The organism is Marinobacter confluentis (assembly GCF_004785685.1).
In the GTDB taxonomy this organism is placed as follows: Bacteria; Pseudomonadota; Gammaproteobacteria; order Pseudomonadales; family Oleiphilaceae; genus Marinobacter; species Marinobacter confluentis.
Genome location: NZ_SRPF01000002.1, coordinates 728,019 through 752,047 on the forward strand (window position 1 = coordinate 728,019; position 24,029 = coordinate 752,047).

Consider the following 24,029-nt stretch of genomic DNA (forward strand, 5'->3'; position numbering starts at 1 on the left):
TCAGATTCCTATCAGATCCACCAGCCAGGGCACGACCAGCGCCGTGGCAAAGGCGGAAAGCGCCATGGCCAATCCGGAGAATGCACCCATCTGATTGCTGACCTGAAAGGCGCGCGCGGTTCCAATACCATGGGCCGCCACGCCCATTGCAATACCCTTAACACTATCATCGCGGATGCGCATCAACTCGAACAGCCGGGTACCGGTCACTGCGCCCGTAATACCCGTGATTACCACCAGAACAGCCGTCAGTGACGGGATACCGCCAATGGTTTCCGAAATGCCCATGGCCACAGGTGCCGTTGCAGATTTGGGCGCCAGGGACATCTGTATTTCCAGCGACCCACCCAGTATCCAGGCCAGGCCGATAGAGCTGCCGGCGGCCACCACTACACCACAGAACAGTGAAATGGTCACCGGTAGCCAAAGTGCCTTCAGACGCGACAGCTGGTCATAGAGCGGAACCGCCAACGCCACCGTTGCCGGCCCCAGCAGAAAGTGGACGAAACGGGCGCCTTCGAAATATTCACTGTAACTGGTGCCCGTCACCAACAGCAGCACAATCAGCAGGATGACCGACACCAGCACCGGGTTGGCAAAGGGGCTGGAATTGGCTTTCAGGTAAAGACGATAGGCCATGCCGTAGGCTATCAGGGTGATGGTCAGCCCCAGCAGCGGCGAGGCAGAAAGGTAGACCCAGATATCGGTGATAACGGGTTCATTCATCGTGGCCACCCTCTGCTGACTGGCTCGACGGCTTCGGCGACAGCCACTGGCTGGTGAAATGCATAACCGCTGCGGTAACCACCATAGTAATGAGCGTGCTGAAAAACAGGGCCAGGGTAATCGGCAACCACTCGGAGGCTATCCGGTCGAAATGCACCATCATGCCGACGCCTGCGGGCACAAACAGCAACGAAAGATGGCTGAGCAAAGCACTGGATGCGTTGTTCAGGGGCTCTGGCGTGTAACCCCGGATCAGTAACGTGATAAACAGCATCACCATCCCCAGCACCGGGCCGGGAATAGGCAATCCCAAGAGTCTTACCGTGACTTCGCCTACCAGTTGATAAGCCAGCAGCAAGGTTATCCCGTTAAGAAAATTCATGGTGAAGGCTCCGTGCAGCCAGAATGGCCCGAATTCGAAGCTTAGTCACTAAGCGCGATTGTGCCTAGCCCACATTGGTCTCGATAGCCGTAAGCCGCTCCGATAACGGGACATAGGCTACAAGAGGTAACAAAAATACAGCATAAGCTGAACCCACCCCCCTTCCGTTCTGGTAGGCTTCTGCCCGGCTTCGTCACTCAGGAGAGTAGGAGCCTTTCCTAAAATAGAAATCAAAAGAACTCAAAGGTCTATCATGAAAAAAGGATTTCACGGGTGGTTGATTGCCGCCACTTTGCTTCCCGCAGCCGTCTCGGCCGAAAGCCTCAGCTACAACTTTGTTGAAGGTGGCCTCGCACTCTATCCAAGCTTTGAATCACAGACATTCATCGGCCTGGATACCCGCGGCTCAATCGCCATCAATGAAAACGTGTTTGCGTTTGGTGGGCTGAAGTATCTGACTGACGACGTCGACCTGACCGCGCTTCATATCGGTGGCGGCTTCCGCCACGGCATCGACGCCAGAACAGACCTGTGGGGCGGTGTGACCATGGAATACCAGGATGCTGACTATTCCGGCGTCTGCAACGGCTGCGGATCAGTAGACGATACTGCCCTGGGTCTTCGCGGCGGCCTTCGCCACCAGGTTGATGAAAAGCTGGAAGTGGGCGGCAGTGCCCGAATTATCACCGGCGACCTGGATTACGTTGGCCTGACCGGCACCGGCCGATACGCCGTTGACCGTAACCTCAAACTGTTCGGTGAAGTCGACCTGTATGACGGCGAGCTCGGCCTGATTGGCGGCGTCACTCTGGACTTCTGAACATCTGAGTAATCACAGCCCCGCGGTTACCCACCCGGGGCTGATGCCGGCGCCGGTATGACTCTTCGCCCGTAAGCCGCCAGCAGGAAACCCACCGGAAACATCAACACTCCATAGACCGCAGCCGGAATCGACATGGTGCTGGACTCCAGCAGCGTCAGCGTCACCAGCAGTGCAATGGTGCTGTTCTTGATACCCAGTTCAACCGCCACGGCCATGGATTCGCGCTGGGACAGACCACCAGCACGACCTGCAAGCAACCCCAGAAAGATACCCGAAAGATTCAGCAAGAGTGTCGCTGGCCCCGCCTGCTGAAGCAGTGACCAGAGCTGATCCCGGGCACTCCACATCAGCCCTGCCACCAGCACCACCAGTACCAGCCCGCCGAAAATACTGACCGCATTCTCCGCCCGGTGGGCAAGATCCGGCGCTTTCGTGCGGACAATCATTCCCACAGTCACCGGCAGCAGCACAATACCCACCAGCATAGCCACCGTTCGACCCACCGGTAAGGAAATCGACTCGCTTTCGCCTGCATAGAACTGCAGCGCTAAATTGGTGAACAGCGGAAGCGTCACGATGGTGATCAGGCTGGCACTGACCGTCAGCACAATCGAAAGCGCAATGTTGCCGCGGGATAGCAGCACGAACAGGTTTGACGTCGTGCCTCCCGGGCAGGCGGCAATAATCACCAGCCCCACCGCAATCGCCGGCGCCAGCCCCAGCAGCGAGGCCAGAATAAAAGCGAACAGGGGCATCGCCAGTATCTGCGCGAACGTGCCGATGATCAGCCCTTTGGGGTAGACCGCCACCAGTCGGAAATCCCGCAGGGTCAGCGTCATCCCGATACCGATCATGATGATAAACAGTGCAACCGGTAGCCCGGCCGAGATGAGTGGACTAGACTCCACGGAACCCCCGTTCATTTTTTGCTAGTGAACGGAAACATAGCACAAAGCAAACAAAAAGTAGGCGAGTTTCCGGGGTCGCCCGGTGTGCGAAAGACGTAGGTTGCGTATACTTGCGCTCTTCAACTAAAGCCTGAATTCCAGCTACAACAGATCAAAGAGGAACGCACATGAAACGCCTGGGAACATTGGACGCATCCTGGCTCGCGGTGGAGTCGGAAGACACACCAATGCACGTCGGAAATCTTCAGATTTTCTCATTGCCTGAAAACGCGCCGGAGACTTTCCTGCGCGACATGCTGGCAAAGATGAAGGCCGACGGAGAGATTGCGCCTCCCTGGTGTTACAAGCTGGCCTTCCCCGGTTACCTGGGTCGCGTGATCGCGCCATCCTGGAAAGTGGACAAGAAAATCGACCTGGATTACCACGTTCGCCATTCGGCGCTTCCCCGCCCGGGCAGCGAGCGGGAGCTGGGCATACTGGTGTCCCGCTTGCACTCCAACCCGCTGGATTTTTCCCGGCCACTCTGGGAATGCCATATTATCGAGGGCCTTGAAAACAACCGGTTTGCGCTTTACACCAAGATGCACCATTCGCTGATTGACGGCATCAGCGGCGTACGCCTGTTGCAGCGGGTACTGAGCAAAGACCCGGCCGACACCGACATGCCGCCGCCCTGGGCCGTTCGCCCGGAGCGCACACGAGCCAGCAAATCCGACGAGGAAGCCAGCATGACGGCGGCCCTCGCCCAGGCCAAGGAAGCCCTCAAGCTCCAGGCGGATATGGCACCAAGACTGGCCAAAGCCATGACCCGGCTGGTGAACTCCGTGCGCCATCCGGAAGACGGGTTGACCGCGCCCTTTGCAGGCCCCATGTCTGCGCTGAACCACCGGGTAACACCCCAGCGCCGTTTCGCTACCCAGCATTACCAGCTGGACCGGATCAAGAAGGTGGCCCAGGCTGCGGAAGGTTCGCTGAATGACATCGTGCTTTACCTTTGCGGCACTGCCCTGCGCCGCTTCCTGCTGGAGAATGACAAGGTACCGGATACGCCGCTGACGGCCGGTATCCCCGTCAACATCCGTCCGGCTGACGATCAGGGTACCGGCACCCAGATCAGCTTCATGATTGCGTCCCTGGCGACCGACCAGGAAGACCCGATTGTGCGCCTCCAGCACATCAAACAGTCCAGCCGCAGCGCCAAGGAACACCTGCAGAAGCTGCCACGCAAGGCGCTGACCCAGTACACCATGCTGCTGATGTCGCCCTACATTCTGCAGTTGATGTCCGGTATGGGCGGGCGTATGCGCCCGGTGTTCAACGTGACCATTTCCAATGTGCCGGGGCCCCAGGAGTTCCTGTATTTCCAGGGCGCCAAGCTGGAAGCCATCTACCCGGTGTCCCTGATTGCCCACGGCGGCGCGCTGAATATCACCTGCCTGAGCTACGCCGGCTCTCTGAACTTCGGTTACACCGGCTGCCGTGACACCCTGCCAAGCATGCAGAAACTGGCGGTATACACTGGTGAGGCCCTCGACGAGCTGGAAAGCCTGCTGCTGCCACCCAAAAGGAAACCCGCAGCAGCGAAAAAAACCGCGACAGGCCCAAAAAAGCCGACTACAGCCAGAAAAAAAGCTGCAGCTCCACGAAAGAAAGCCGCCGAAAACTCCTGATATCAGACTGAGTCAACCCGGCTTAAAAATGCCTGCAAGGCGGCCGGGTCGGTCAGGGTTATGCTGCCGTAACCCAGGCTCAGCAACCCTTCCCGCTCGAATGCCTTGATCCACTTATGCACACCCTGGCGTGTCATGCCCATCATGTTGGCCATGTGTTCGCGGGTGATGCGGATGCTGACCGGTTCTGCGTCCGGCTCACCGTCGCTCTGCATCTGTGCCAGAAACAGCAGCCGACGACCAATCCGGGTGGGGATGTTCCGCAACGCATCGTCCTCGATAATCGACATCGCCGCCCATAACCGGCGACTGACCATGTCAAGAACCACCGGGTAACATTGCGGATAGCGCCCCATCAATGCTCTGAAGCCGTCGCCGGGCAACTCCACCAGCGTTACCGGCTCGTGAGCCGTTGCGCCATATACCCGTGGCATGCCAGGCGAGAAAACGGCATCGCCGAACCAGGCTCCGGTGCTGAACATCACCAGCGTCGCTTCCCGGCCCCCGGGGTTGATCGAGCTGATACGAACCACCCCGTCGGCGATCACGCACAGGGTGGTGTTAGCAGCTCCCTGTTCGTAAATCTGCTCACCGCCCGAGAAAGTACGAACGCGGCCGATCGCAGCTAGCTCTTCCATTGCCTCGGGCGGGAAGCCGGAAAGTATCGGGCAGTCTGCAAGTACGGTTTTTATCCCTGTCATGGCTCAATTGTAAACCAGTTGACATTCCTTGCCGATTCCACGGGCCTAAACTTAACTTACTTCAACCACACAACAACAAGAGGTGTCCTATGCCCAACCTGCTGTCTATTCCATCGAAAAAAGACGAAGTCAGCGAGCAGGAATGGCAACTGCGGGTTGATCTCGCCGCTGCCTATCGCCTGGTCGCGCTTTACGGCTGGGACGATCTGGTATTCACCCATATTTCCGCTCGGATTCCGGGGGATGAACACCACTTTCTGATCAACCCATACGGCATGATGTTCGAGGAAATCACGGCCTCCAGCCTGGTTCGTATTGATCAGGAAGGTCACAAGATCAACCCGGACGATTTCGACGTTAACCCTGCGGGCTTCACCATCCACAGCGCGATCCATGCCGTTCGGGAGGATGCTGCCTGCGTGATGCACCTGCACACCATGGACGGCATTGCGGTGTCGGCCCAACAGGAAGGCCTGTTGCCACTTTCCCAGCAGAGCCTGTTCGCGCTGGCCAGCATGTCCTACCACGACTACGAGGGCGTGGCGCTGCGGGAAGACGAGAAAGCCCGGCTGCAGAAGGATCTGGGCAACGCCAACTTCATGATCCTGCGCAATCACGGCCTGCTAACCACCGGTGGCAGCATCGCTGATGCTTTCCTGAGCATGTTCATCCTGCAGCGTTCCTGCGAGATCCAGGTTCGCGCGCTGGCAGGCAACCGGCCGCTGACCCAGGTACCGCAGACCATTGTCGACACCATGAAACAGCAGGCGGAACAGGTCACCAAAGGCCTCGGCGGAAATCTGGCCTGGCCGGGTCTGCTGCGCAAACTGGACCGCATCGACAACAGCTTCCGGGATTAAGGATTTCACATCATGAGTCACAACGCTTCTGCCGATACAGCCCATGCCTCCTTCACCCATATGAAGGACGGCAAGCCTGAGGACTGGAAAATCATCGCCCAGTCCTTTGGTGAATTTGCCAAGGACCTGCCAGACCGCATCATGGACCACCTGATGCTGTTGCAAGGCGATTTTGGCGGCTTCCCCGTCGACCGGCTGACCCACTGCCTGCAGACGGCCACCCGCGCCCACCGCGACGGCAAGGACGATGAATACGTAGTCTGCGCCCTGTTGCACGACATCGGCGACACCCTGGGCTCCTACAACCATGCCGATGTAGCCGCGGTTCTGCTAGAGCCGTTCGTCAGCGACGCCAACCACTGGATGGTGAAGCACCACGCCATTTTCCAGGGCTACTACTTCTTCCACTACCTGGGCATGGACCGGGACATGCGGGATAACTACAAAGACAATCCGCATTTCGGGCGGACCCTGGAATTCGTCAGCAAATACGATTCCCCCGCCTTCGATCCGGAGGCAGAAACCCTGCCTTTGTCCTACTTTGAACCTATGGTCCGGAAAATATTCGCCCAGCCGGTCCGTTCTCTTTACAAGGAAGCTGAAGGGGTGATGTAACCCCTTCTTCTCGAACGCTCTCTAGACGGAAGTTTTTATATGCTTGCAAACCTGGGGCTGCTGGCCGGACTGGTGTTGCTGATTATCATGGCCCTTCGGGGAGTGAACATTCTTGTAGCGGCGCTGGTGTCCAGCCTGGTGGTCGCCATCACCAACGGCATGGGATTTTCTGCCGCATTACTGGACCACTTCCCCTTTGGCCCGCTGGGCGCCTTCAGCTTTGCCGGTAAATTCTTCGTGCTGTTCCTGACCGGCGCCATCTTCGGCAAGATGATGGCGTCCAGTGGTGCGGCGGGCTCCATCGCCAGCGCCATTACCCGGGGGCTGGGCGCCAAGCGCACCATCCTGATCACCATGCTGGTGTGTGCCCTGCTGACCTATGGCGGTGTGGTCGTTTTCGTAGTGATCTTCACCATGTATCCGCTGGGTGTGGCGCTGATGCGCGAGGCAAACCTGCCCAAACGCCTGTTCTGCGGCGCTACCGCCCTGGGTGCAGGCACCTTCACTATGACCGCCCTGCCCGGCACGCCCTCAATTCATAACGTCATTGCTGCCACTTCTCTGGGCACGGACCTGTTCGCCGGGGCACTGATCGGCCTGACCGCTGCAGCGGTGATGTTTGTGCTGGGCATGGCGTATCTGGAACGGGAATGGACCAAAGCCCGGGCAATCGGAGAAGGCTACCAGGTAAACGATCAGGACAAGGCCATGGAAAACCTGGCGCCCGCCCTTGAACACGGCCCGGCCTGGAAGCTCAGTATTCTGCCTTTGGCGGTGGTGCTGGGTACCATCATTCTGCCGCGCCTGCTAACGGCACTGGGGCTTGCGGATGAAGACACTGCAGGGATTGGTGGCATCATCGCCTTCGCCAGCGGTGAACCCATTCTGTGGCCAAGCTTTGCCCTGGTGCTCGGAGCCACGAGCTGTGTCGTCCTGTTTGCGGAGTTTCGGGCGAAAGCGATGGAAAGCCTGGGGGCAGGCGCGAATGATTCGATCATGCCGCTGCTCAATACTGCAGCAGTGATTGGTTTCGGCAGCGTAGTGACCCAGACCGACGGCTTCGGCAGCTTCTCCCAATGGGTACTCGGTTTGCCGCTGCCGCCGCTACTGTCGGTATTCACATCGGTCAGCGTGGTGTCAGCCATTGTGGGCTCTGGCTCTGGCGGGCTGCAGATCTTCATGCAGACTTTTGCGGAGCGGTATCTGGAAATGGGCGTTGAACCCGAGGTGCTTCACCGTATCGCCACCCTGGGTTCCGGCGGCATAGACTCACTGCCCCACTGCGGAGCGGTCATCGCCATGCTGACGATCATGGGCCTCAAACACAAAGAAGCCTACAAAGACATCTTCGTGGTTACCGTCGCGATACCGGTGATCGCAACGCTGGTAGCCATCGGGCTGGCTTTATTGCTCTAGCACCGTGCGGAACCTCAGAAGCAGCCTTCGGTCTACCCCGACCAGGGCCGGGGGTGGCAGAAAAGTGACGGCTTATTGAAAGTTGCTGGATATGTAAGCGGCCAGATTGGCGATATCGTCGTCGGAGAGATTTTTTGCATTGGGAATCATCAACCCGGAATTGGCCCCGACCTTTTCCCCAGCACGGTACTGCTCCAGGCGTGAGGACAGATATTCCGCATCCCTGCCGGCAAGCGACGGAAAGCTCGCCATTCCCTTGGCTTTCGGGCCGTGGCATTGCGCGCAATTGCTTGAATACAGGGTTTCTCCGGCGGATTCGTCCGCAGCCTGCGCATGGCTCATACCGATGGCAAGTACAGCAGCGACTGCCCAGAGTATTGGAGTTTTCATGTAGTTTCCTTTTGATGGGAATTAAAACCGCGCTGCCCTGAGACAGCGCGGTTCAGACCTGCTTACTGTGGCTGGATGCGGTAAATCTGCCCTTCATCCACCGCAGCGTAAAGATCACCATTCGGTGCCTGAACCAGTGAGCGATACCTCATTGCGCCCGTGGGCACCGGCATTTCTACGACGTTCCGGACAGACGCGCCGTCTTCACTGAGGTCAAGCAGATTGATGCGCTGCCCAACCGGCGTACCGCCAAAACCAATGCCAAGGAAGCTGACCGCCAGCTGACCGTTCCAGTCGCCCCACTGTTCGCCAGTCAGGAACACGCCACTGCTGATACCCTGGGAAAGACCATTGTTACCCCAGACCGGCTTCATGGCATCCGGATAGGTTGCAGTGTCGGTAATCGGCATGAACTTGCGCCGTTCATCCGGATCCATTCCTTCGTTCTGGTTGGGCATGTAACCGCAGTAGTTATCCGGGCAATCGCCACGGCCCGCCATATTGGGGCGCGGGTCCCAGCCACTGTTTCCGCCGGCCACAAGCGCATTCACCTCATCCGAGTGCCATGGGCCGTGTTCGGTCACATAGGGCTGACCGGTTTCCGGGTGGAAGGTAATTCCCTGTACGTTACGATGCCCGTAGGTGTAGATGCGGGGGTCAAATCCTTCAGGCGTTGCGTCTGCGTTGTCCGGAGCACCTTTGCCATCAGCGTCGATACGCAGAACCTTGCCGCCGAGGGAACCGCCGGACTGCGGCAACTGACTGTTGTGGTTATCGCCGGTGGTGACATAAAGGTAACCATCATCCGGGTTGAAGCGGATACGGCCACCATTATGAGCGCCAGAATCGCCGAACGGATGGTCTGTGGCTTCCTGTTTATAGGGAATATCCTTGACGATATCCGTGCGACCGGATACATCCGTGAGTTCTTCATTCAACTTCAGGCGCAGGACTCTGTTGGTGCGCAGGTCGCTAATGGTGGAGGCAGAATAAACGTAAATGGTTCGGTTCTCGGCAAAATCCGGGTCAACCGCAACACCGTTCATCCCCGCCTGCCCGGCACAGACCAGGTCATCTGCCGTCGAAGCGTAGCCCTCGGTACCGTTCATTCCCAATAGATGATTGACGTTTCCGTTGGGCAGGCGAATAGACAGGCCCTTGCACTTTTCGGTGAAAAGCATGGCACCATCGGAAAGGAACGCCATATCCCAGGGATTTTCCAGGTCAGAAAGCACCGTGGTGTGTTTAAGCTCAGGACCATCACTGGCTGAGTGCGCAGCAATTGGCGCCCCCAGAATCAGAGCTGACGCGGCGATTGTTGCACCCAATGACTGAATAGACCGTTTTTCAGACATTTCGATTTCTCCTATCGGTGTAATTTTTATTTTTGAACGCTCGTTTCAGCAATAGCAGAGATTCGTCGTTTTCGCCAGGGCGCCACATCCCCTCAGCGATGCAACTAGCGGCGCCAGTTAGCAGCACCCACAAAAATCAGTTGCAGAAAGCGCGCGGTGCGCTTTCTCACCTGTTCTATCTGGGGTTCATCGTCCGGCGCCAGGCTGAGTATATCGGTCAGGCTGAAGGCCACGCTGCGCACCACCAGATCGCAGGTCATATCCAGATCCGCATCGTTCAGGTGGTCTACGACCCGTAGCCTGCGAAGATCGTTGGCTAGCTCGCTGGCAAAGTAGCGCATTTCGCTGCGAATCCCTTCCTGCACTGCCCGGCTCTCACCCGCCAGCCCCTGAGCCATGAACATGAAAAAACTGCGGTTGTTCTGGGCGTGGCTGATAAAAATGCCCACGGATTCGTCGATCAGCTTGTCCGCCTGCAACACGTAGGAGCGGGCCTCCCGCATCATCCGCCGCAGGACCAGCCCCAACTCATCCACCAGTTGAAGCCCAAGATCGTCCATATTCTTGAAATGCCGATAGAAGGACGTGGGCACCACACTCGCCTGGCGGGTGACTTCACGTATCCCCAGACTGGCAAAGTGCCGGCCCTTACCCACCAGTGCCAATGCCGCGTCCATCAGTTTTTCCCGGGTTTCACCGGGCTTCGGCCTTGTTCTCTCCGCCATTGATCACGGTCGCCTGCGCTGTTTGTAAAAAACGAGTGTACACAAAGTCGTATCAAAAATAACCGGAGCCTGTCTTTTGGGGCTAGTGCGTGCTAACTGATTGCATTGTCATCCGGCTATGTGTACAGTCGTACACAATTGTGAACACTTGTACACATGAGGAAAGGAGACCATCATGCTCGCTCAGTTTCAAACGTCAAACGCCCTGCACTGGCTCGGCCGTCAGCTCTTCAACCGCACTGACCCGGCCGCCTTTTTCGACCCGCTGTTGGAGCGCATTGACCCCATGCTGGCCCAGCAGACCATCCGGGCGCGGGTAGTATCAATCACAACGGAAACCGCAGACACCAGAACCTTTGTGCTCAAACCGGCCAGCCGCTGGCAGGGCTTCCGGGCGGGCCAGCATATCGCCCTGACCCTGGACATTAACGGCGTGCGTCGCACCCGCACCTTCAGCCTGTCCAGCACCCCATCCCAATGGCAGGAAAACGGCACCATTGCCCTAACCATCAAGCGCATCAAAGATGGGCTGGTGACCGGCTGGATGCACGATTGCCTGACCCCCGGAGAGACCCTCAGCGTCAGCGAAGCCTTTGGTGATTTCGGGATTCCGGAAGCGGCTGAACCTTCGCTCTACATTGTCGGCGGCAGCGGTATCACCCCGGTACTGAGTCATCTGGAGACCATGGCTGCTGCCGGCTCCCACGCCCCGGTTACCCTCCTCTACTACGTGCGCACCCGGAACGATGTCATTGCTTCCAAACGCCTGGCAGTTCTGGCGGAGCAATGGCCCGCTTTGACACTGAGCATATTTACCACCAATGAACCCGGCAAGGCTCAACGCCTGAGCGATCAGCATCTGCATCAGGTGCCGGGCATCAGTGCCCGCCGCTGCTACCTCTGCGGTCCGGAAGGGCTGATGGACCTGGCCAGTGACCTGCTCGATCGCCGCGATGTTCCGGAAAGTCGCATTCACTGCACGCGATTCTCAGCTCCGCCCATGAAAGATGCCGTCGAACTTGATGCGGACAGTCTGGGCGGGCAGGTCCAATTTGCGAAAAGCGGAAAACAGACCGATTCCCGTGGGGACGCTTCGCTGCTGGATATCGCCGAAGCATCCGGCCTGTCGCCGAAACACGGCTGCCGCATGGGCATCTGCCACCAGTGCAGCTGCACCAAAACCAGCGGCACCGTGATAAACCGCCTGACCGGCAAAACCTCCGGCAACGGCGAAGAAACCATTCAACTCTGCGTTTCCGTGCCTGCGGGCGCGGTAGCGATCGATCTTTAAGGAAGGCTTTATGCAACGGTTAACTGAAAGCCAGCTCAACGAACTTCAACAGGATCTTGACCAGATCCGCGATCAGGTCATTGCCGACCTTGGCGAACGCGATGCTAACTACATCCGCAGGGTGGTGCGCCTTCACCGTAGCCTGGAAGTAGGCGGCCGCGTAATGATGCCCTTCGGATTTATTCCGCCGGTCTTCCTCACGGCCACCACCGCCCTCGGGCTATCGAAAATTATCGAGAACATGGAAATCGGCCACAACGTCATGCATGGCCAGTACGACTGGATGAACGACCCATCACTGAACTCCCAGACCTATGAATGGGACACAGCCTGCGGAGGTGACTCCTGGCGCCGAACCCACAACTACGAGCACCACACCTACACCAACATCATCGGCAAGGACCGGGATTACGGCTACGCCCTGCTGCGTCTGAGCGAGGATGATAAATGGCGGCCGGCACACCTGCTTCAGTTCGCCAACTATGTTCTGCTGACTACGTTCTTCCAGTGGGGCGTGGGCCTGCATGAACTGGAGTTCGAAAGGCTTCGCAAAGGGGACATAACACTGAAAGAGAAGATTCCGTTCCTGAAGGAGTTTTTCCGTAAAGGCGGTAGGCAGGCATTCAAGGATTACATCTTTTTCCCGGCCGTGACCCTTCCGGTGGCCCCGATCGTTCTGGCGGGGAATGTCAGCGCCAACCTGATGCGCAACCTCTGGTCATCGACGGTGATTTTCTGCGGCCACTTTACCCAGGATGCGGAAACCTTTACCGAGGAAGAGAGCGATGGCGAAAGCAAGGGACACTGGTATCTGCGCCAGCTGACCGGTTCCAGCAACTTCACCGGCAGCCGCTGGGTGCACCTGCTGAGCGGTCACCTCAGTTACCAGATCGAACACCACGTGTTCCCGGATCTGCCTGCGCACCGGTATCCGGAAATTTCCGGGCAGGTAGAGGCGGTGTGCAAAAAATACGGCATCCATTACAACACCGGCCGCTTTGCGAAGCAGTACGGCACCGTGCTGAAACGGATTGCGGGTTATTCACTGCCGGACCGGTTGCGGACCCGGCTGTGGCCGGAGTTCAGTCAGCCCGCTGCATAAAGACGGGCTAAGACTCGGTAATCAGGGTTCCGGGGGCCGAGTCTCCGGAACACTCCCGGAACTCTACCGTGTTGCGGCCATTCTGTTTGGCATCGTAGAGGGCCTTGTCCGCCGCGCCGATCATGTCTTCGGCCGTAACCCGGCTACCCGGCCCAATGGTGGCAATACCAATGCTGACGGTGACCTCAATGGCCTGGCCTTCCCAACTGAAATCCAGATCCTGCTCAACGCTGCGGCGAATGGTTTCAGCCCGATTCCGCGCGCCTTCGGCACCGGTGTCCGGCAGAATAACGGCGAACTCTTCACCCCCATAGCGGGTGACCACATCCGCTTTGCGGGACACTCCGTCCGCGATGATCTGGGCGATCTTGCGCAGACAGGCATCACCGGCCAGGTGGCCATGGGTATCGTTCAGCGGTTTGAACAGGTCCACGTCCACCATCAGCAGCGACAGCGGACCACTGCGGCTGTTGCGGCCGACTTCCAGGTCCAGGCGCTCATCAAAAAACCGGCGATTGTAAAGCCCGGTCAGGCTATCGGTGGAACTGAGTGCTTCCAGCTTACGGTTGACCACCTCAAGCTCGGATGTCCGCTCGGATACCCGCTTTTCAAGCTGCTGGTTCATGTCTTCCTGAATTTTCTGGTTTTCGAGCATCAGCATCCGCAACCGTGCCGCCATGGCCAGCGACAGTAGAATGGCCTCGAACGCGGAGCCAATCTGAATGGCGTACTCGGTCAGGAAGTTGGCGGGCAGTAAGCCGAAGGTTTTGAGGGTATACATCATCATGCCCGCCAGCAGCGCCGACCAGGCGATCATGAAATACCGGGCGGGCCTGAACCCCTGATAAAGCGTGATCAGTCCACCCGCGAGGATGAACAGTACCGACACAGCAGCCACGAAAGTGGTAATGCGGATAACCGGGCTGTAATCGGGATAAACCACAGCAGCCAGCGCCATAAAGGGGAAAAAGGTCATCACAGCGACAATGATGCGGCTGAGCCAGGGCACATTATCCTTTAGCTGAAGGAATGACCGGGCAAACCCCAGAATGCTGAACATCCCCATGGCAATAAAGAAGGAGATGGCACGGTTGTTCCACCAGGGCTGATCGGGCCAGAGATGCTCAAACGCCAGACCGTTTACCGAAAACTGAAGCAGGCCGTAAAACAGAATGTAGGACACGTACCACAGGTAGTTAGTGTCCCGGATCGACAGGAAAATAAGCAGGTTGAAAACCGCCATACAAAGTAGCAGGCCGTAGTAGAGCCCGAACAGGAAACGCTCCTGGTGGTCGGACGCGCTGAAGGCCTCGTTAGTCCACAACACCAGAGGCATCTGCACGGCACCGGTCGTCTGCACGCGGAAAAACAGGTCTACGGTTTCACCCTGTTGCAGATCAAAGCGGAAATTGATGTTGTGGTGTTCGCGACCGCGACTGTCGAACTTTACTGCATCACCAGCCTGGTAGCGTTCTATCTCGCCATTTTCACGCACCAGGTACAGATCCATCCGGTCGATGATGGAATACATGCCTTCCAGCACCCAGTCAGTCGAGGGTCCGTTGCGGTTCTGCACCCGGGTGTGAAACCAGTAGGGGGACTCGGTGAAACCGAAGTTATGGGTTTCCTCGGGGCGCTCAAAATCAGCCAGCTCAGACCACTGGCCAATAATCTCATTAATGGTGTAAGCCGCTTCTGCGTCTTTGAAATAGGAAAGTTCACGGGATATATCAATCCGTTCACTGGATTGCTGAAGCACGACAGGAGGCGAGTACGCCATTGGAGTGCTGGCGTTGACAAATCCACTGATGAGCAGCAGGCAGATCGCCAGAAATGCACAGGAACGAAGCAACGAGAGCCTCTCAGCCAGATTATTGTTATTGCTGTTTTTTTGGACGACCTACAGCTTAACCGAAGCTAGCGTCAGAAACCCGTTAAAAGTGTCGCAGATGTGAACGGTTTCGTTGAACTTGACAGGCTGCGTATCGGGCTCGCTCATCAGGCAATCTGTAGAAGCCGCAGAAGCTGGGCGCGATGGGCTTCAGGAATCACATCCTGCAGGGTGTACTGGTCGAGGGTTTTCAGGAAGGCTTCCACCGCCTCATTGAACATGCCCTTCAGCCCACACACAGGCGCAATACGGCAGCCATTGTTACCGGACAGACACTCCACCACACTTAGATCCTGTTCGGTTTCACGTACCAGGACGCCGATGTTGATATCCCCGGGATGCATGCGCAGCTTCATGCCGCCCTTTTTGCCCCGTATCGTTTCGATATAGCCTTTCTTGTTCAGCTGGTGAACCACTTTCATCAGGTGGTTCCGGGATATGTCATAGCTATCGGCAATCTGCTGGATAGTGGACAACTCATTGTCCCGGGTGGCAAGGTAAATCAGAACCCTGAGAGAATAATCAGTATAACGGGTGATATGCATTTACAGGCTCCAATACTTCTAATGCAACGTTGGCGCGAAGCAGGTGAAAAATTGATTACTGGTATACGCAGTGAATCTTAAACCGGTTCTTCGCGATCAGATATTCGTTGATTTACTCAGGTAACTGAAAACGGGCTACTCCCCGGAGGTATCGGATTGGACTGTGCAATCTGTAAGAGTCGGGTTATTCTTTACTCATAATAACTAAGAAGTGGACGCTCCTCATGGCACAAGCCAAGCTGACAGATCGTTTCGGCCGTACCGTCAACTATGTGCGCCTTTCCGTCACTGACCGCTGCGATTTCCGCTGCGTTTACTGTATGGCCGAGGAAATGACTTTTCTTCCCCGCCAGCAGGTCCTCACCCTGGAGGAAATTGCCCGGGTAGCCAGGACATTTGTATCCCTTGGCACTGAAAAAATCCGGCTGACCGGTGGCGAGCCACTGGTGCGCAAGGACATTCTGGAACTGGTCAAGGAAATTGGCAGCTTCGGCCTGCGGGACTTTGCCATGACCACCAATGGCAGCCAGTTACCTACCATGGCCCAGGACCTGCGAAAGGCCGGGCTCAAACGCCTGAACATCAGCCTGGATTCCCTCGACGCCGAGAAATTTCACCGGATTACCCGCACCGGTCGCCTGAGCCAGGTGCTGGACGGTATCGATGCTGCCAAAGAAGCCGGCTTTGAAGGCATCAAACTGAATGCCGTTGTGATGAAAGGCGGCAACGATGAAGAGGTGCCGGACCTGGTAGAGTTTGCCCGTAAAAAGAAAATAGATATTACTTTTATTGAGGAAATGCCTCTGGGCGAAATCTCTGATCACGACCGCGGCCAGGTGCTGTGTACCAGTGACGAGGTTCGCGACATCATCAGTCAACACCACGAGCTGATTCCCACGCCAGAGGATTCCGGCGGCCCGGCGCGCTATTTCCGGATGCCGGACAGTAACACCCGGGTGGGCTTCATTTCACCCCATTCCCACAATTTCTGCTCTACCTGTAACCGGGTTCGGGTAACGGTAGAGGGCCGTTTGCTGCTGTGCCTGGGCAATGAACATTCCATGGATCTGCGCCATGTTCTGCGCAGCCACCCGGAAACCGATGATCAACTGCGCGAAGCCATCATCGGCGCCATGGACCTCAAGCCCGAGCGTCATCACTTTTCCACTGAAGGTGATGTGCAGATTCTGCGCTTCATGAACATGACCGGGGGCTAAGGTCCCCGTTACCCTCCTTCAACCCGGGCGTCTTTCCCGAAGCTCCCAGTTCATCAGGCAAAACTTCAGCACGGAATATTTTTAGCACTCCTCTCGTTGTCACTGGCACATACACGACAAACGGAGGATGCGATATGTATTCAACTTTCCGCCCGGCCCTGGTCTCAGCGATTGTTCTTGCGGCCACAGCGCCGCTGGGTACCGCCCATGCCGACGACCCCCTGGTCCACTCGGAAACTGACGATTTCAGCCTGAAAATTTCCGGCCAGATCAACCGTGCACTGATGGCAGCAGACGATGGCAAGAAGACCACGCTGCTGAATGTGGATAACAACAACAGTTCATCCCGGATCCGCTTTATCGCGGAATCCAACAATGACGGCCCACTGGCGGCAGGCGCCGCTTATGAGGCCGAGTTCAAGGTCAATAACAGCGCCAGCATCAGCCAGGAGGACGGCAGCGAGAACGACACCGAAGCCTTCGAAGCCCGGCGCGCTGAAATCTACATCGCACACGACGATCTCGGCACGGTATGGCTGGGCCAGGGGCCCACGGCAACCGACGGCGTCAGCCAGCGTGATCTCTCAGGCACCATGAATGCAGGGTTCTCATTCACCAGCCTTGTGGGCGGCGGCATTCTGTTCCGGGACAGCAACACCGGCCTGCTGACCAACACGGACCTTGGCGATGTGTCTGACAACCTGGACGGATTCAGCCGGAATACCCGCCTGCGATACGACTCACCGGAATTTGATGACTGGCAGTTCCGAACCTCTGTCATCAATGACGGGGCAATTGACGCCAGCGCTTTCTACAGCTCGGAAATCAAAGACATTCGGGTGATCGCCGCCCTTGGCGTGGGCAATGCCAGTGAGCTTGGTGACATCAACAGCCCGCCCACCTATGACTATCTGATGTCCGGCTCCATCTCGGTTCGCAATGATCAAGGTTACAACCTGACCTTTGCCACTGGCCGGGCAACAGCCATCGACGGCAACCGCGATGATCTGACGTTCCTCTATACCAAGGCCGGCTACCGCACCAATCCGTTTCCGGAACTGGGCGATACCGCCCTGTCAGTCGACTGGGGTCAGACCCGAAATGAGGACCAGAACAACGACCAGTCCGACGTGATCGGCGTGCAACTGGCCCAGGATATCGACGCCATCAACACAGAGGCCTACGCAACACTCAGGCGCGCCTCCCTCGACCGCGATACCCAGAACTTCGATGACATCCTGATTGCCATGGTCGGCTTTCGACTGGATTTCTGACCATTATTTTCAGAAACCACGGAATAAATGTCCGCGCGCCTGCGTTGTCCAGACATAACACGATACACCGGAATCAAGAGGGAACTCATAGTGAATATCTCAGCCCTGTTCAATGACAGCAAGGCCTTTGGCACCCGCGTCACTCAGATGACAGGTGTCAGTGCCAAAGGCCCGATCTCAGCACGGGTGATCGCGCCAGAGCGGCCAACGACCGGAGCGCCGATGGTGGCGATTCACGGCATTTCCCGCAACGCCGATGAGCTGGTCGAGCATTTCCAGTCAGAAGCCGCTGCCCGCAGCCGCGTCATCATCGTCCCGGAGTTCGACAAGAACAACTGGCCGGTTTTTCAGCGCATCACCGGTAAACACCGGCCGGATCTCGCTTTGCTGGCACTGCTCAACACCCTGCGCCAGAACGGCACCATTGACGACCAGCCTGTCGACCTTTTCGGTTTCTCCGGTGGCGCCCAACTGGCCCACAGGTTCGCCATGCTGTTTCCGGAACTCGTCAATCAGATTCACCTGGGTGCTGCTGGCTGGTACACCCTGCCCGTGCCCACCTTGCCCTACCCCCTGGGCATGGGCGCTGGCTCATCCCGGGGCAACTGGCACCTGCTTATGGAAAGCAGCCTACCGCAATTTCTCAAGCGCCCGATTCACGTGTACGTGGGTGACGAGGATACCGCCCAGGACCGGTCACTGCGTCGTGAGCCACTGCTGAACCAGGTGCAGGGAGATACCCGAGTTGAGCGCGCCGAACGCTACGTCAGCCTGATTTCTCACTGCCAGGCCGAACTGGGCCTGCCGGTAACCGCGCGGCTGACGTTGCTTGAGGGCTGCGGCCACGACTTCGCCCAGTGCTGCTCGGCTGGGGGCCTGGTCCAGATTATGAGTCGCGTGAATTAACCAACCGCCAACCCAGACAAGGAGACCCGATCATGAGTTTTGAAGCCATTGTGAATGACCCTGCAACGCAACTGGCCGAAGCCAAGTGGTGCTTCGCCAGCCGGCGCGTTAACCGCGACCATGCGGTATCGCTGATGACGGATTTTGAGAATACCCGCCACGGCGACCTGATCCTTGGCCGCGTCATGGAGCTAGGCAAGCATGGAGGCATACAGCTTGCCGCCGGCCGCCGCTCAGAGCTGTTCGTAGGCGATCTGGTGGTGCTTCCCTGTGCTGCCCGATATGCGCCGGACCAGTTTGAAGGTATCGCCGAGATAGACCCGGAAGGCGCCGACATGCTTGCCGGTGGCGGATGCCTGGGCAAGGTCCGGGCACGCAACGAACGGGTAAAACCGCCCACCCGGGTGCTGCCCATTGGCCGTTTGACCAACTCATCCGGCCAGGCCGTAAACGTCGCGGATTACGCCCTGCCAGACCCGGAGCGTGCGTCCCGTATTCCCGTTATCGCCGTATTCGGCACCGCGATGAATTCGGGCAAGACTCTGGCCACGGCCCGGCTGGGCTATGGCCTGCGACAGACCGGCCTGCGGGTCGCCACCATCAAGGTAACCGGCACCGGCTCATTCGGTGATTTCAACGAATACGAAGACACGGGTGTGCACTACACCGCGGACTTCACCGACGCCGGCCTGGCGACGACTTACCTGGTGCCACTGCCACCGATCAAACGCTGCATAGAACGGCTGCTGGCCGACGCCGAGCGCCACGAGTGCGATGTGGTAGTCATGGAAGTGGCAGACGGACTTTTCCAGCGTGAATCGGCGGCACTGCTGGCCGACACCGAATTCCACGACCGGATCGGTGGGATGGTTTTTGCCTGCGGCGACGCCGTTGCCGCCGCCGGCGGTGTCCAGGAACTGCGCCGCCTGGGTTACGAGCCAGACGTCCTCACCGGCATGCTGAGCTGTTCGCCCATGGCCGTTGCCGAGGCCCAGGCCGCCACCGGCATTCGGGTCATGACCAAAGGCGAACTGTCTGACCCGGGTGAAGCCATGGCAATCCTGCGTAAAACCACCCGGCCGGAAACGAAAACCGCGGCAACCTCATGATGCCGGAACTGCTAGGGCAAGGCCGCCGCCGGATGCTGATTGGCGTTTTTGCACTGATCTGTGCAGAGGGCGCTGCGGCCGGGGCTGCGGCCTTCGCCACCCGCATGTTATTCAACGCCCTGCACGGCCAACAGTCGCTGCCCACGCAGCCCATGGCCCTGCTGGCGATCTCCGGCCTGCTGATCGCCCTTTGCCGTGTAGCAGCCCGCACCCGTGGTGAACGGATGGGACAGCACTACGCCCTGGATATTCGCCATGCCCTGTTCAACCAGGGCACTGCCATGTCGGTGAGTGACGTGTCGGCAAGGCGGGCGGGCTATATGTCACTGCGATTCGTCGGGGATCTGACGGCCTTTCGCAACTGGCTGGGGCTGGGCCTGCCCCGGCTGCTGGCCGCAGTGGTACTGATACCCACCACGCTGCTGGTTCTGGGCTGGATGCACCTGCCGTTTATCTGGGTCGTGGCGCCGCTGTTCCTGGCGGCTCTGATGGCTATCGGTCTGGGTGGTCTGAAGCTTCCGTCCATGCAGCGGCGGGTGCGCTCGCGCCGGGCCGCCATTGCCGCGGATATGGCCGAACGCATGCCCATAGCTCCGGAACTGGGGCAACTCGGCCGCCGCAGCCTGGAAGCAAAACGCATCGACCGTCGATCCAGGCGGCTGATATCCGCCGCACTGACCCGGGTCCGACACGCTGAAGTTCTGAAAAGCGTGCCCGACATGGTAGCGGGTTGTTCTGCGGTTGCAGTGATCTGGATCGGCAGCCGGCACAATCTCGACACCGGCACCATCGCCGGTGCCCTGTCGGCGCTCGGCATTGCGCTCAAGCCAATGCGGGATCTGGCAGGGGTCTGGAACCACGGAGCCGCCTTCTCAGCCGCCCATAAAAAATGCGTGGCAGCACTGCAACGGCCAAGGCGCCGGGAAGCCCCGGGCGGCAGGCAACTGGCCAGAAACAGGCCCCTATCGGTGAGTTTTGTTGATACGGTTCTGCCGCCAATTTCGGGGCTGAACGCACGGATTTCGGCCGGCAGCCGAGTTAAACTGGCTGGTGCCAACGGTGCCGGCAAATCCCGGTTGATGAACGCACTGGCAGGCCTGGACACTCTGGACGGAGGCGCAGTCACCCTTAATGGCGAGAATCTGGCCGACCTTTCCCAGGGCAGTCTGCGGCGGAGCATAGTCAGAATCGGCAGCAACCCGGCGATTCTGAAAGGCACTCTGCGTAAGGCATTAACGCTGGGGCTTGATCGAAGACCAGACGATGGTCGTATCCTGAAAGCTGCCGGAAAAGCCGGTCTTGATGCCATGCTTGAATCCGCGGATGATCTGGAATACACGGTGGCCGAAGGCGGGCGCAACCTTTCGGCGGGCCAGCGGGTAAAGATTTCCATGGTCAGGGCCATGCTGTCACGGCCGGGCCTTATTCTGATAGACAGCTCGGCAGCGCAACTGGACAGAAGCGGCATTCAGGCGCTGGCTGACTGGGTGGCCCACCAGAATGCGACGGTGATGGCCAGTGAACAAGTGAACCTGCCCTCTGAACTGTTTGATCAAAAGATCACCCTGGACCAGCGCCAGAAAACGTCAGTGACCCAGACAACGTTGCCAATGAGAATGGACGCATGAAGACCCTCTACCCCTTTCTGAAATCCCGGACACCCAACGGCGGATCAGGTCATTGCCTTGCCCTTCTTCTGGTTCCGGCACTGGCGCTCGTGCTGAGCCTGCCAGTAAAGGCTTTGGCCGACGACGAGTTCGAGGATCTGGCCGAGGAGGCTGCGGAAGAATCGGCGGAGGAAGCCGCCGAAGAAGCCGCGGAGGAAGCTGCTGAGGAATCCGCTGAAGAAGCCGCCGAGGAAGCCGCTGAAGAGGCTGCGGAAGAATCCGCAGAGGAAGCAGCCGAAGAGTCGGCGGAAGAATCAGCCGAAGAATCCTCGGAAGACGCCATGGAGGAGGTCAGTGGCGAGATGGAAAACCCGGACATGCGGGCAAGCCAACGCGACCTTGCGGACCGGGTTTTCGAGGATTTCGGCGAGCGCGACCTGGTGGTGCAACAGGAGCTGCTGATCATGGCCGAGCCAGAACAGGTCGACCTGCTGTTAACCCAGTCCGAGCTGACCCTGATCAGCCGCCGCCCGCTGAACCAGCTACCCGGCACCCTGGCCAGGTTCCGTGTGGGCGACGCCTACAGCCCCGAGCAGGTGCGACAGCGGCTTCAGGGCCAGCTGCCCGGCGCCAGCATTGACCTGAACCATGGTTACCGGATTTCCGAGGCTTCCGGCGAATGGCCTTCTGAACCGGCTACGGGCGCTCTCGCCGGTGGCGTATACCAGTTACCGGAGACGTCGGCCGGCAAACGCCTTCGCATTGGCATGATTGATACCGATATCGATATTAACCACCTGGTATTCTCCGACAGTCAGATTACCCGCAGGGATTTTCTGTCAGAGAATCGTGACCGCGATCGGGAGCATGGCACCGGGGTTGCGTCTCTGCTCGTTGGCCAAACGCCCGGATTCCGGGGAGTCGCCACCGGACACCACCTGTTCGCCGCATCGGTTTTTGCCCATTATCGTGATCGCGGGCTGGTGGCAACTTCCCATGATCTGGTCGCCGCCATGGACTGGCTGATCAGCCAGCAGGTGGCCGCTATCAACATCAGCCTGGCCGGCCCTGCCAACCAGGTCGTTGCCGCCGCAATCAGCCGGCTGGCCGACGCCGGGGTTCTGATGGTGGCAGCGGTGGGCAATGAGGGCCCGTTTGCCGCGCCCAGGTATCCGGCGGCCTATGACCGCGTGGTAGGCGTAACAGCAGTTGACCGGGATGGCCGGCTCTACAGCCGGGCCGGACGCGGGGCCCATGTGGATTACGCGGGACCGGGCGTTGCCGTTGAGGTGGCCGAAGCGGGATCGGGTTCAGCGTACACACCCGCCAGTGGCACATCCTACGCCACCCCGCTGATCACCGGTCTGTTACTGGCCTATGGTGGCCAGGAAGACGTCAGCAGTGGGGACCCAGACGCCCTGAACCGGTTGATCGAACGTGACCTGGTGGACCTGGGACAACCCGGCCGCGATCCGCTTTACGGAAAAGGTCTGCCTGGCAGGAACTGGATTGCAGACACACTTTCGCTATCAGAAGCCCCCTGACCACCAGCTTCAGTCAGAGCAGGGCGACTTCCAGCATCACTTCAATGCGGTTGTCGTCAAAATCCAGGGCGGGGTTATCGGAACTGTAGTTACGGTGTTCATACTTCAGCTCGACCGTCACTGAATCAGAGACAGGGGCATCCATTCGCAAACGCCAGCGGGTGCGGTCGTCCTCGCGGCGAACACCAAGGGCCGGATCGGTTTCATCGTACCGCCGCTTTTCGTAACGCCAGTCAGCCCGCACTCTGATCGGCCAGTCATCAGCCAGTGTCATCCGTTCCACATAACCAAAGCTGATCCGGCGGGCGTTGTAATCAAATACTGAGTCGCTGGCCTGACGCTGGTTGTAGCGGGCACTTACCGTCAGGTACCGATTGGTGCCATTGAGAAAGTAATAGCCGGAGGCGTCCAGCCTCTGGCCCTTGTTATCGCGCCCCTGCTGGCCGCTGAAATCCGTATTCTCGAGGCCAAGGCTGCCGCGGATATAGAGATCCCGGGTTACCAGATCACTCAGATAGCCGCTGAGCTTCTGTTTGTTCAGTAACGCTTCGCCGCCAATGCGGGCGTAGGTTGCATCCACGATAGCCCCTGCGGTTATCCCGGACAGGTCGCGGCTCAGATCCAGGTAGCCGTAATGTAGCTGAAGATCGAAGTCGTCTTCCTGGAAATACCGCCGACCTTCCAACGCATATCCGAAGCGAAGATCGATGTTCTTGCGGACTTTATCCCGATAGGTCAGATCGAGGTTTCCGACGGCGGCAAAATCACTTTCCGGGGAAGATACGTCCAGCGAATCCACCAACAGATTGTCTTCAAAGCGCAGACCGCCGGCCACAGAGGCTTCGAGATTGTCTGACTGGGCGAAGAGTTCAGGGCTGAAAGCAAACGCCAGGCCCGATACCAGTGCCAGGCGAGCATAACGCGCATTTGATGCCGGCGATGAAAATGATGACATTGGAACTCCCTGTCAAA

Annotated in this window: 23 protein-coding genes; 13 read left to right on the forward strand and 10 right to left on the reverse strand. The window is 58.4% G+C overall.

Annotated features, from left to right (window positions below; translation table 11 throughout):
- Both E5Q11_RS08965 and E5Q11_RS08970 read right to left on the reverse strand, forming a co-directional pair.
- Nucleotides 1-726 carry an LrgB family protein gene (locus E5Q11_RS08965; RefSeq protein ID WP_135803049.1) on the reverse strand — a complete coding sequence of 242 codons (726 nt, stop codon included), beginning with the start codon at nucleotides 724-726 and terminating at the stop codon, nucleotides 1-3.
- On the reverse strand, nucleotides 719-1,108 hold the full coding sequence (locus tag E5Q11_RS08970; protein ID WP_135803050.1) for a CidA/LrgA family protein: 390 nt from the start codon (nucleotides 1,106-1,108) through the stop codon (nucleotides 719-721). Before E5Q11_RS08970 ends, E5Q11_RS08965 begins: the two co-directional genes overlap by 8 nt.
- A gap of 253 nt (nucleotides 1,109-1,361) precedes the next feature.
- Between E5Q11_RS08970 and E5Q11_RS08975 the strand changes: the two genes are divergently transcribed.
- Nucleotides 1,362-1,928: a hypothetical protein gene (locus E5Q11_RS08975; RefSeq protein ID WP_135803051.1), complete on the forward strand. Its 567-nt coding sequence runs from the start codon at nucleotides 1,362-1,364 to the stop codon at nucleotides 1,926-1,928.
- Nucleotides 1,929-1,954: 26 nt separating this feature from the next.
- Here E5Q11_RS08975 and E5Q11_RS08980 read toward each other — a convergent pair whose 3' ends face one another.
- A complete protein-coding gene (locus tag E5Q11_RS08980) occupies nucleotides 1,955-2,839 on the reverse strand; it encodes a bile acid:sodium symporter family protein (RefSeq protein WP_135803052.1) in 885 nt (294 codons plus the stop codon).
- A 167-nt stretch (nucleotides 2,840-3,006) separates the two neighbouring features.
- Here E5Q11_RS08980 and E5Q11_RS08985 point away from each other — a divergent pair, with 167 nt between their 5' ends.
- Entirely contained in the window at nucleotides 3,007-4,509 is a 1,503-nt protein-coding gene (locus tag E5Q11_RS08985) for a WS/DGAT/MGAT family O-acyltransferase (RefSeq protein WP_135803053.1), read from the forward strand.
- Nucleotides 4,510-4,511: 2 nt separating this feature from the next.
- On the opposite strand, the gene E5Q11_RS08990 is transcribed toward E5Q11_RS08985, so the two are convergent.
- A complete protein-coding gene (locus E5Q11_RS08990) occupies nucleotides 4,512-5,210 on the reverse strand; it encodes a Crp/Fnr family transcriptional regulator (protein WP_135803054.1) in 699 nt (232 codons plus the stop codon).
- 89 nt (nucleotides 5,211-5,299) lie between these two features.
- Between E5Q11_RS08990 and E5Q11_RS08995 the strand changes: the two genes are divergently transcribed.
- From E5Q11_RS08995 to E5Q11_RS09005, 3 genes are read left to right on the forward strand one after another with little or no spacing between them, the layout of a single operon-like run.
- Complete coding sequence (locus E5Q11_RS08995) at nucleotides 5,300-6,070, forward strand: class II aldolase/adducin family protein (RefSeq protein ID WP_135803055.1); 771 nt, start codon at nucleotides 5,300-5,302, stop codon at nucleotides 6,068-6,070.
- A 12-nt stretch (nucleotides 6,071-6,082) separates the two neighbouring features.
- Nucleotides 6,083-6,685 (forward strand): HD domain-containing protein, encoded by a 603-nt coding sequence (locus tag E5Q11_RS09000; RefSeq protein ID WP_135803056.1) that lies wholly within the window; start codon nucleotides 6,083-6,085, stop codon nucleotides 6,683-6,685.
- Nucleotides 6,686-6,724: 39 nt separating this feature from the next.
- Nucleotides 6,725-8,101 carry a GntP family permease gene (locus tag E5Q11_RS09005; protein ID WP_135803057.1) on the forward strand — a complete coding sequence of 459 codons (1,377 nt, stop codon included), beginning with the start codon at nucleotides 6,725-6,727 and terminating at the stop codon, nucleotides 8,099-8,101.
- A gap of 72 nt (nucleotides 8,102-8,173) precedes the next feature.
- Here E5Q11_RS09005 and E5Q11_RS09010 read toward each other — a convergent pair whose 3' ends face one another.
- From E5Q11_RS09010 to E5Q11_RS09020, 3 genes are all read right to left on the reverse strand, one after another.
- Nucleotides 8,174-8,491, reverse strand: a complete 318-nt coding sequence (locus tag E5Q11_RS09010) for a c-type cytochrome (RefSeq protein WP_135803058.1) — start codon at nucleotides 8,489-8,491, stop codon at nucleotides 8,174-8,176.
- A 62-nt stretch (nucleotides 8,492-8,553) separates the two neighbouring features.
- On the reverse strand, nucleotides 8,554-9,846 hold the full coding sequence (locus tag E5Q11_RS09015; RefSeq protein ID WP_135803059.1) for a PQQ-dependent sugar dehydrogenase: 1,293 nt from the start codon (nucleotides 9,844-9,846) through the stop codon (nucleotides 8,554-8,556).
- 104 nt (nucleotides 9,847-9,950) lie between these two features.
- Nucleotides 9,951-10,571, reverse strand: a complete 621-nt coding sequence (locus E5Q11_RS09020) for a TetR family transcriptional regulator (protein ID WP_135803060.1) — start codon at nucleotides 10,569-10,571, stop codon at nucleotides 9,951-9,953.
- A 175-nt stretch (nucleotides 10,572-10,746) separates the two neighbouring features.
- Between E5Q11_RS09020 and E5Q11_RS09025 the strand changes: the two genes are divergently transcribed.
- Nucleotides 10,747-11,862, forward strand: coding sequence for a ferredoxin reductase (locus E5Q11_RS09025; RefSeq protein WP_135803061.1), 1,116 nt, complete (start codon nucleotides 10,747-10,749; stop codon nucleotides 11,860-11,862).
- A gap of 10 nt (nucleotides 11,863-11,872) precedes the next feature.
- Nucleotides 11,873-12,964 carry a fatty acid desaturase family protein gene (locus E5Q11_RS09030; protein ID WP_135803062.1) on the forward strand — a complete coding sequence of 364 codons (1,092 nt, stop codon included), beginning with the start codon at nucleotides 11,873-11,875 and terminating at the stop codon, nucleotides 12,962-12,964.
- A 7-nt stretch (nucleotides 12,965-12,971) separates the two neighbouring features.
- Here the strand turns inward: E5Q11_RS09030 and E5Q11_RS09035 are convergent, their stop codons facing one another.
- Nucleotides 12,972-14,744: a sensor domain-containing diguanylate cyclase gene (locus E5Q11_RS09035; protein WP_135803063.1), complete on the reverse strand. Its 1,773-nt coding sequence runs from the start codon at nucleotides 14,742-14,744 to the stop codon at nucleotides 12,972-12,974.
- 218 nt (nucleotides 14,745-14,962) lie between these two features.
- A complete protein-coding gene (locus E5Q11_RS09040; RefSeq protein ID WP_135803064.1) occupies nucleotides 14,963-15,400 on the reverse strand; it encodes an RrF2 family transcriptional regulator in 438 nt (145 codons plus the stop codon).
- 224 nt (nucleotides 15,401-15,624) lie between these two features.
- Between E5Q11_RS09040 and moaA the strand changes: the two genes are divergently transcribed.
- From moaA to E5Q11_RS09070, 6 genes are all read left to right on the forward strand, one after another.
- Nucleotides 15,625-16,617, forward strand: coding sequence for a GTP 3',8-cyclase MoaA (moaA, locus tag E5Q11_RS09045; protein ID WP_135803065.1), 993 nt, complete (start codon nucleotides 15,625-15,627; stop codon nucleotides 16,615-16,617).
- Nucleotides 16,618-16,751: 134 nt separating this feature from the next.
- Nucleotides 16,752-17,891, forward strand: a complete 1,140-nt coding sequence (locus tag E5Q11_RS09050; protein ID WP_135803066.1) for a porin — start codon at nucleotides 16,752-16,754, stop codon at nucleotides 17,889-17,891.
- Between the two features lie 90 nt (nucleotides 17,892-17,981).
- On the forward strand, nucleotides 17,982-18,797 hold the full coding sequence (locus E5Q11_RS09055) for an alpha/beta fold hydrolase (protein WP_135803067.1): 816 nt from the start codon (nucleotides 17,982-17,984) through the stop codon (nucleotides 18,795-18,797).
- Between the two features lie 32 nt (nucleotides 18,798-18,829).
- Nucleotides 18,830-19,906, forward strand: a complete 1,077-nt coding sequence (locus tag E5Q11_RS09060) for a P-loop NTPase family protein (protein WP_135803068.1) — start codon at nucleotides 18,830-18,832, stop codon at nucleotides 19,904-19,906.
- On the forward strand, nucleotides 19,903-21,534 hold the full coding sequence (locus E5Q11_RS09065) for an ATP-binding cassette domain-containing protein (RefSeq protein WP_135803069.1): 1,632 nt from the start codon (nucleotides 19,903-19,905) through the stop codon (nucleotides 21,532-21,534). Before E5Q11_RS09060 ends, E5Q11_RS09065 begins: the two co-directional genes overlap by 4 nt.
- Nucleotides 21,531-23,057, forward strand: a complete 1,527-nt coding sequence (locus E5Q11_RS09070; protein ID WP_135803070.1) for a S8 family serine peptidase — start codon at nucleotides 21,531-21,533, stop codon at nucleotides 23,055-23,057. Before E5Q11_RS09065 ends, E5Q11_RS09070 begins: the two co-directional genes overlap by 4 nt.
- 13 nt (nucleotides 23,058-23,070) lie before the next feature.
- On the opposite strand, the gene E5Q11_RS09075 is transcribed toward E5Q11_RS09070, so the two are convergent.
- A complete protein-coding gene (locus tag E5Q11_RS09075; RefSeq protein ID WP_135803071.1) occupies nucleotides 23,071-24,012 on the reverse strand; it encodes a surface lipoprotein assembly modifier in 942 nt (313 codons plus the stop codon).
- Nucleotides 24,013-24,029: the final 17 nt, after the last annotated feature.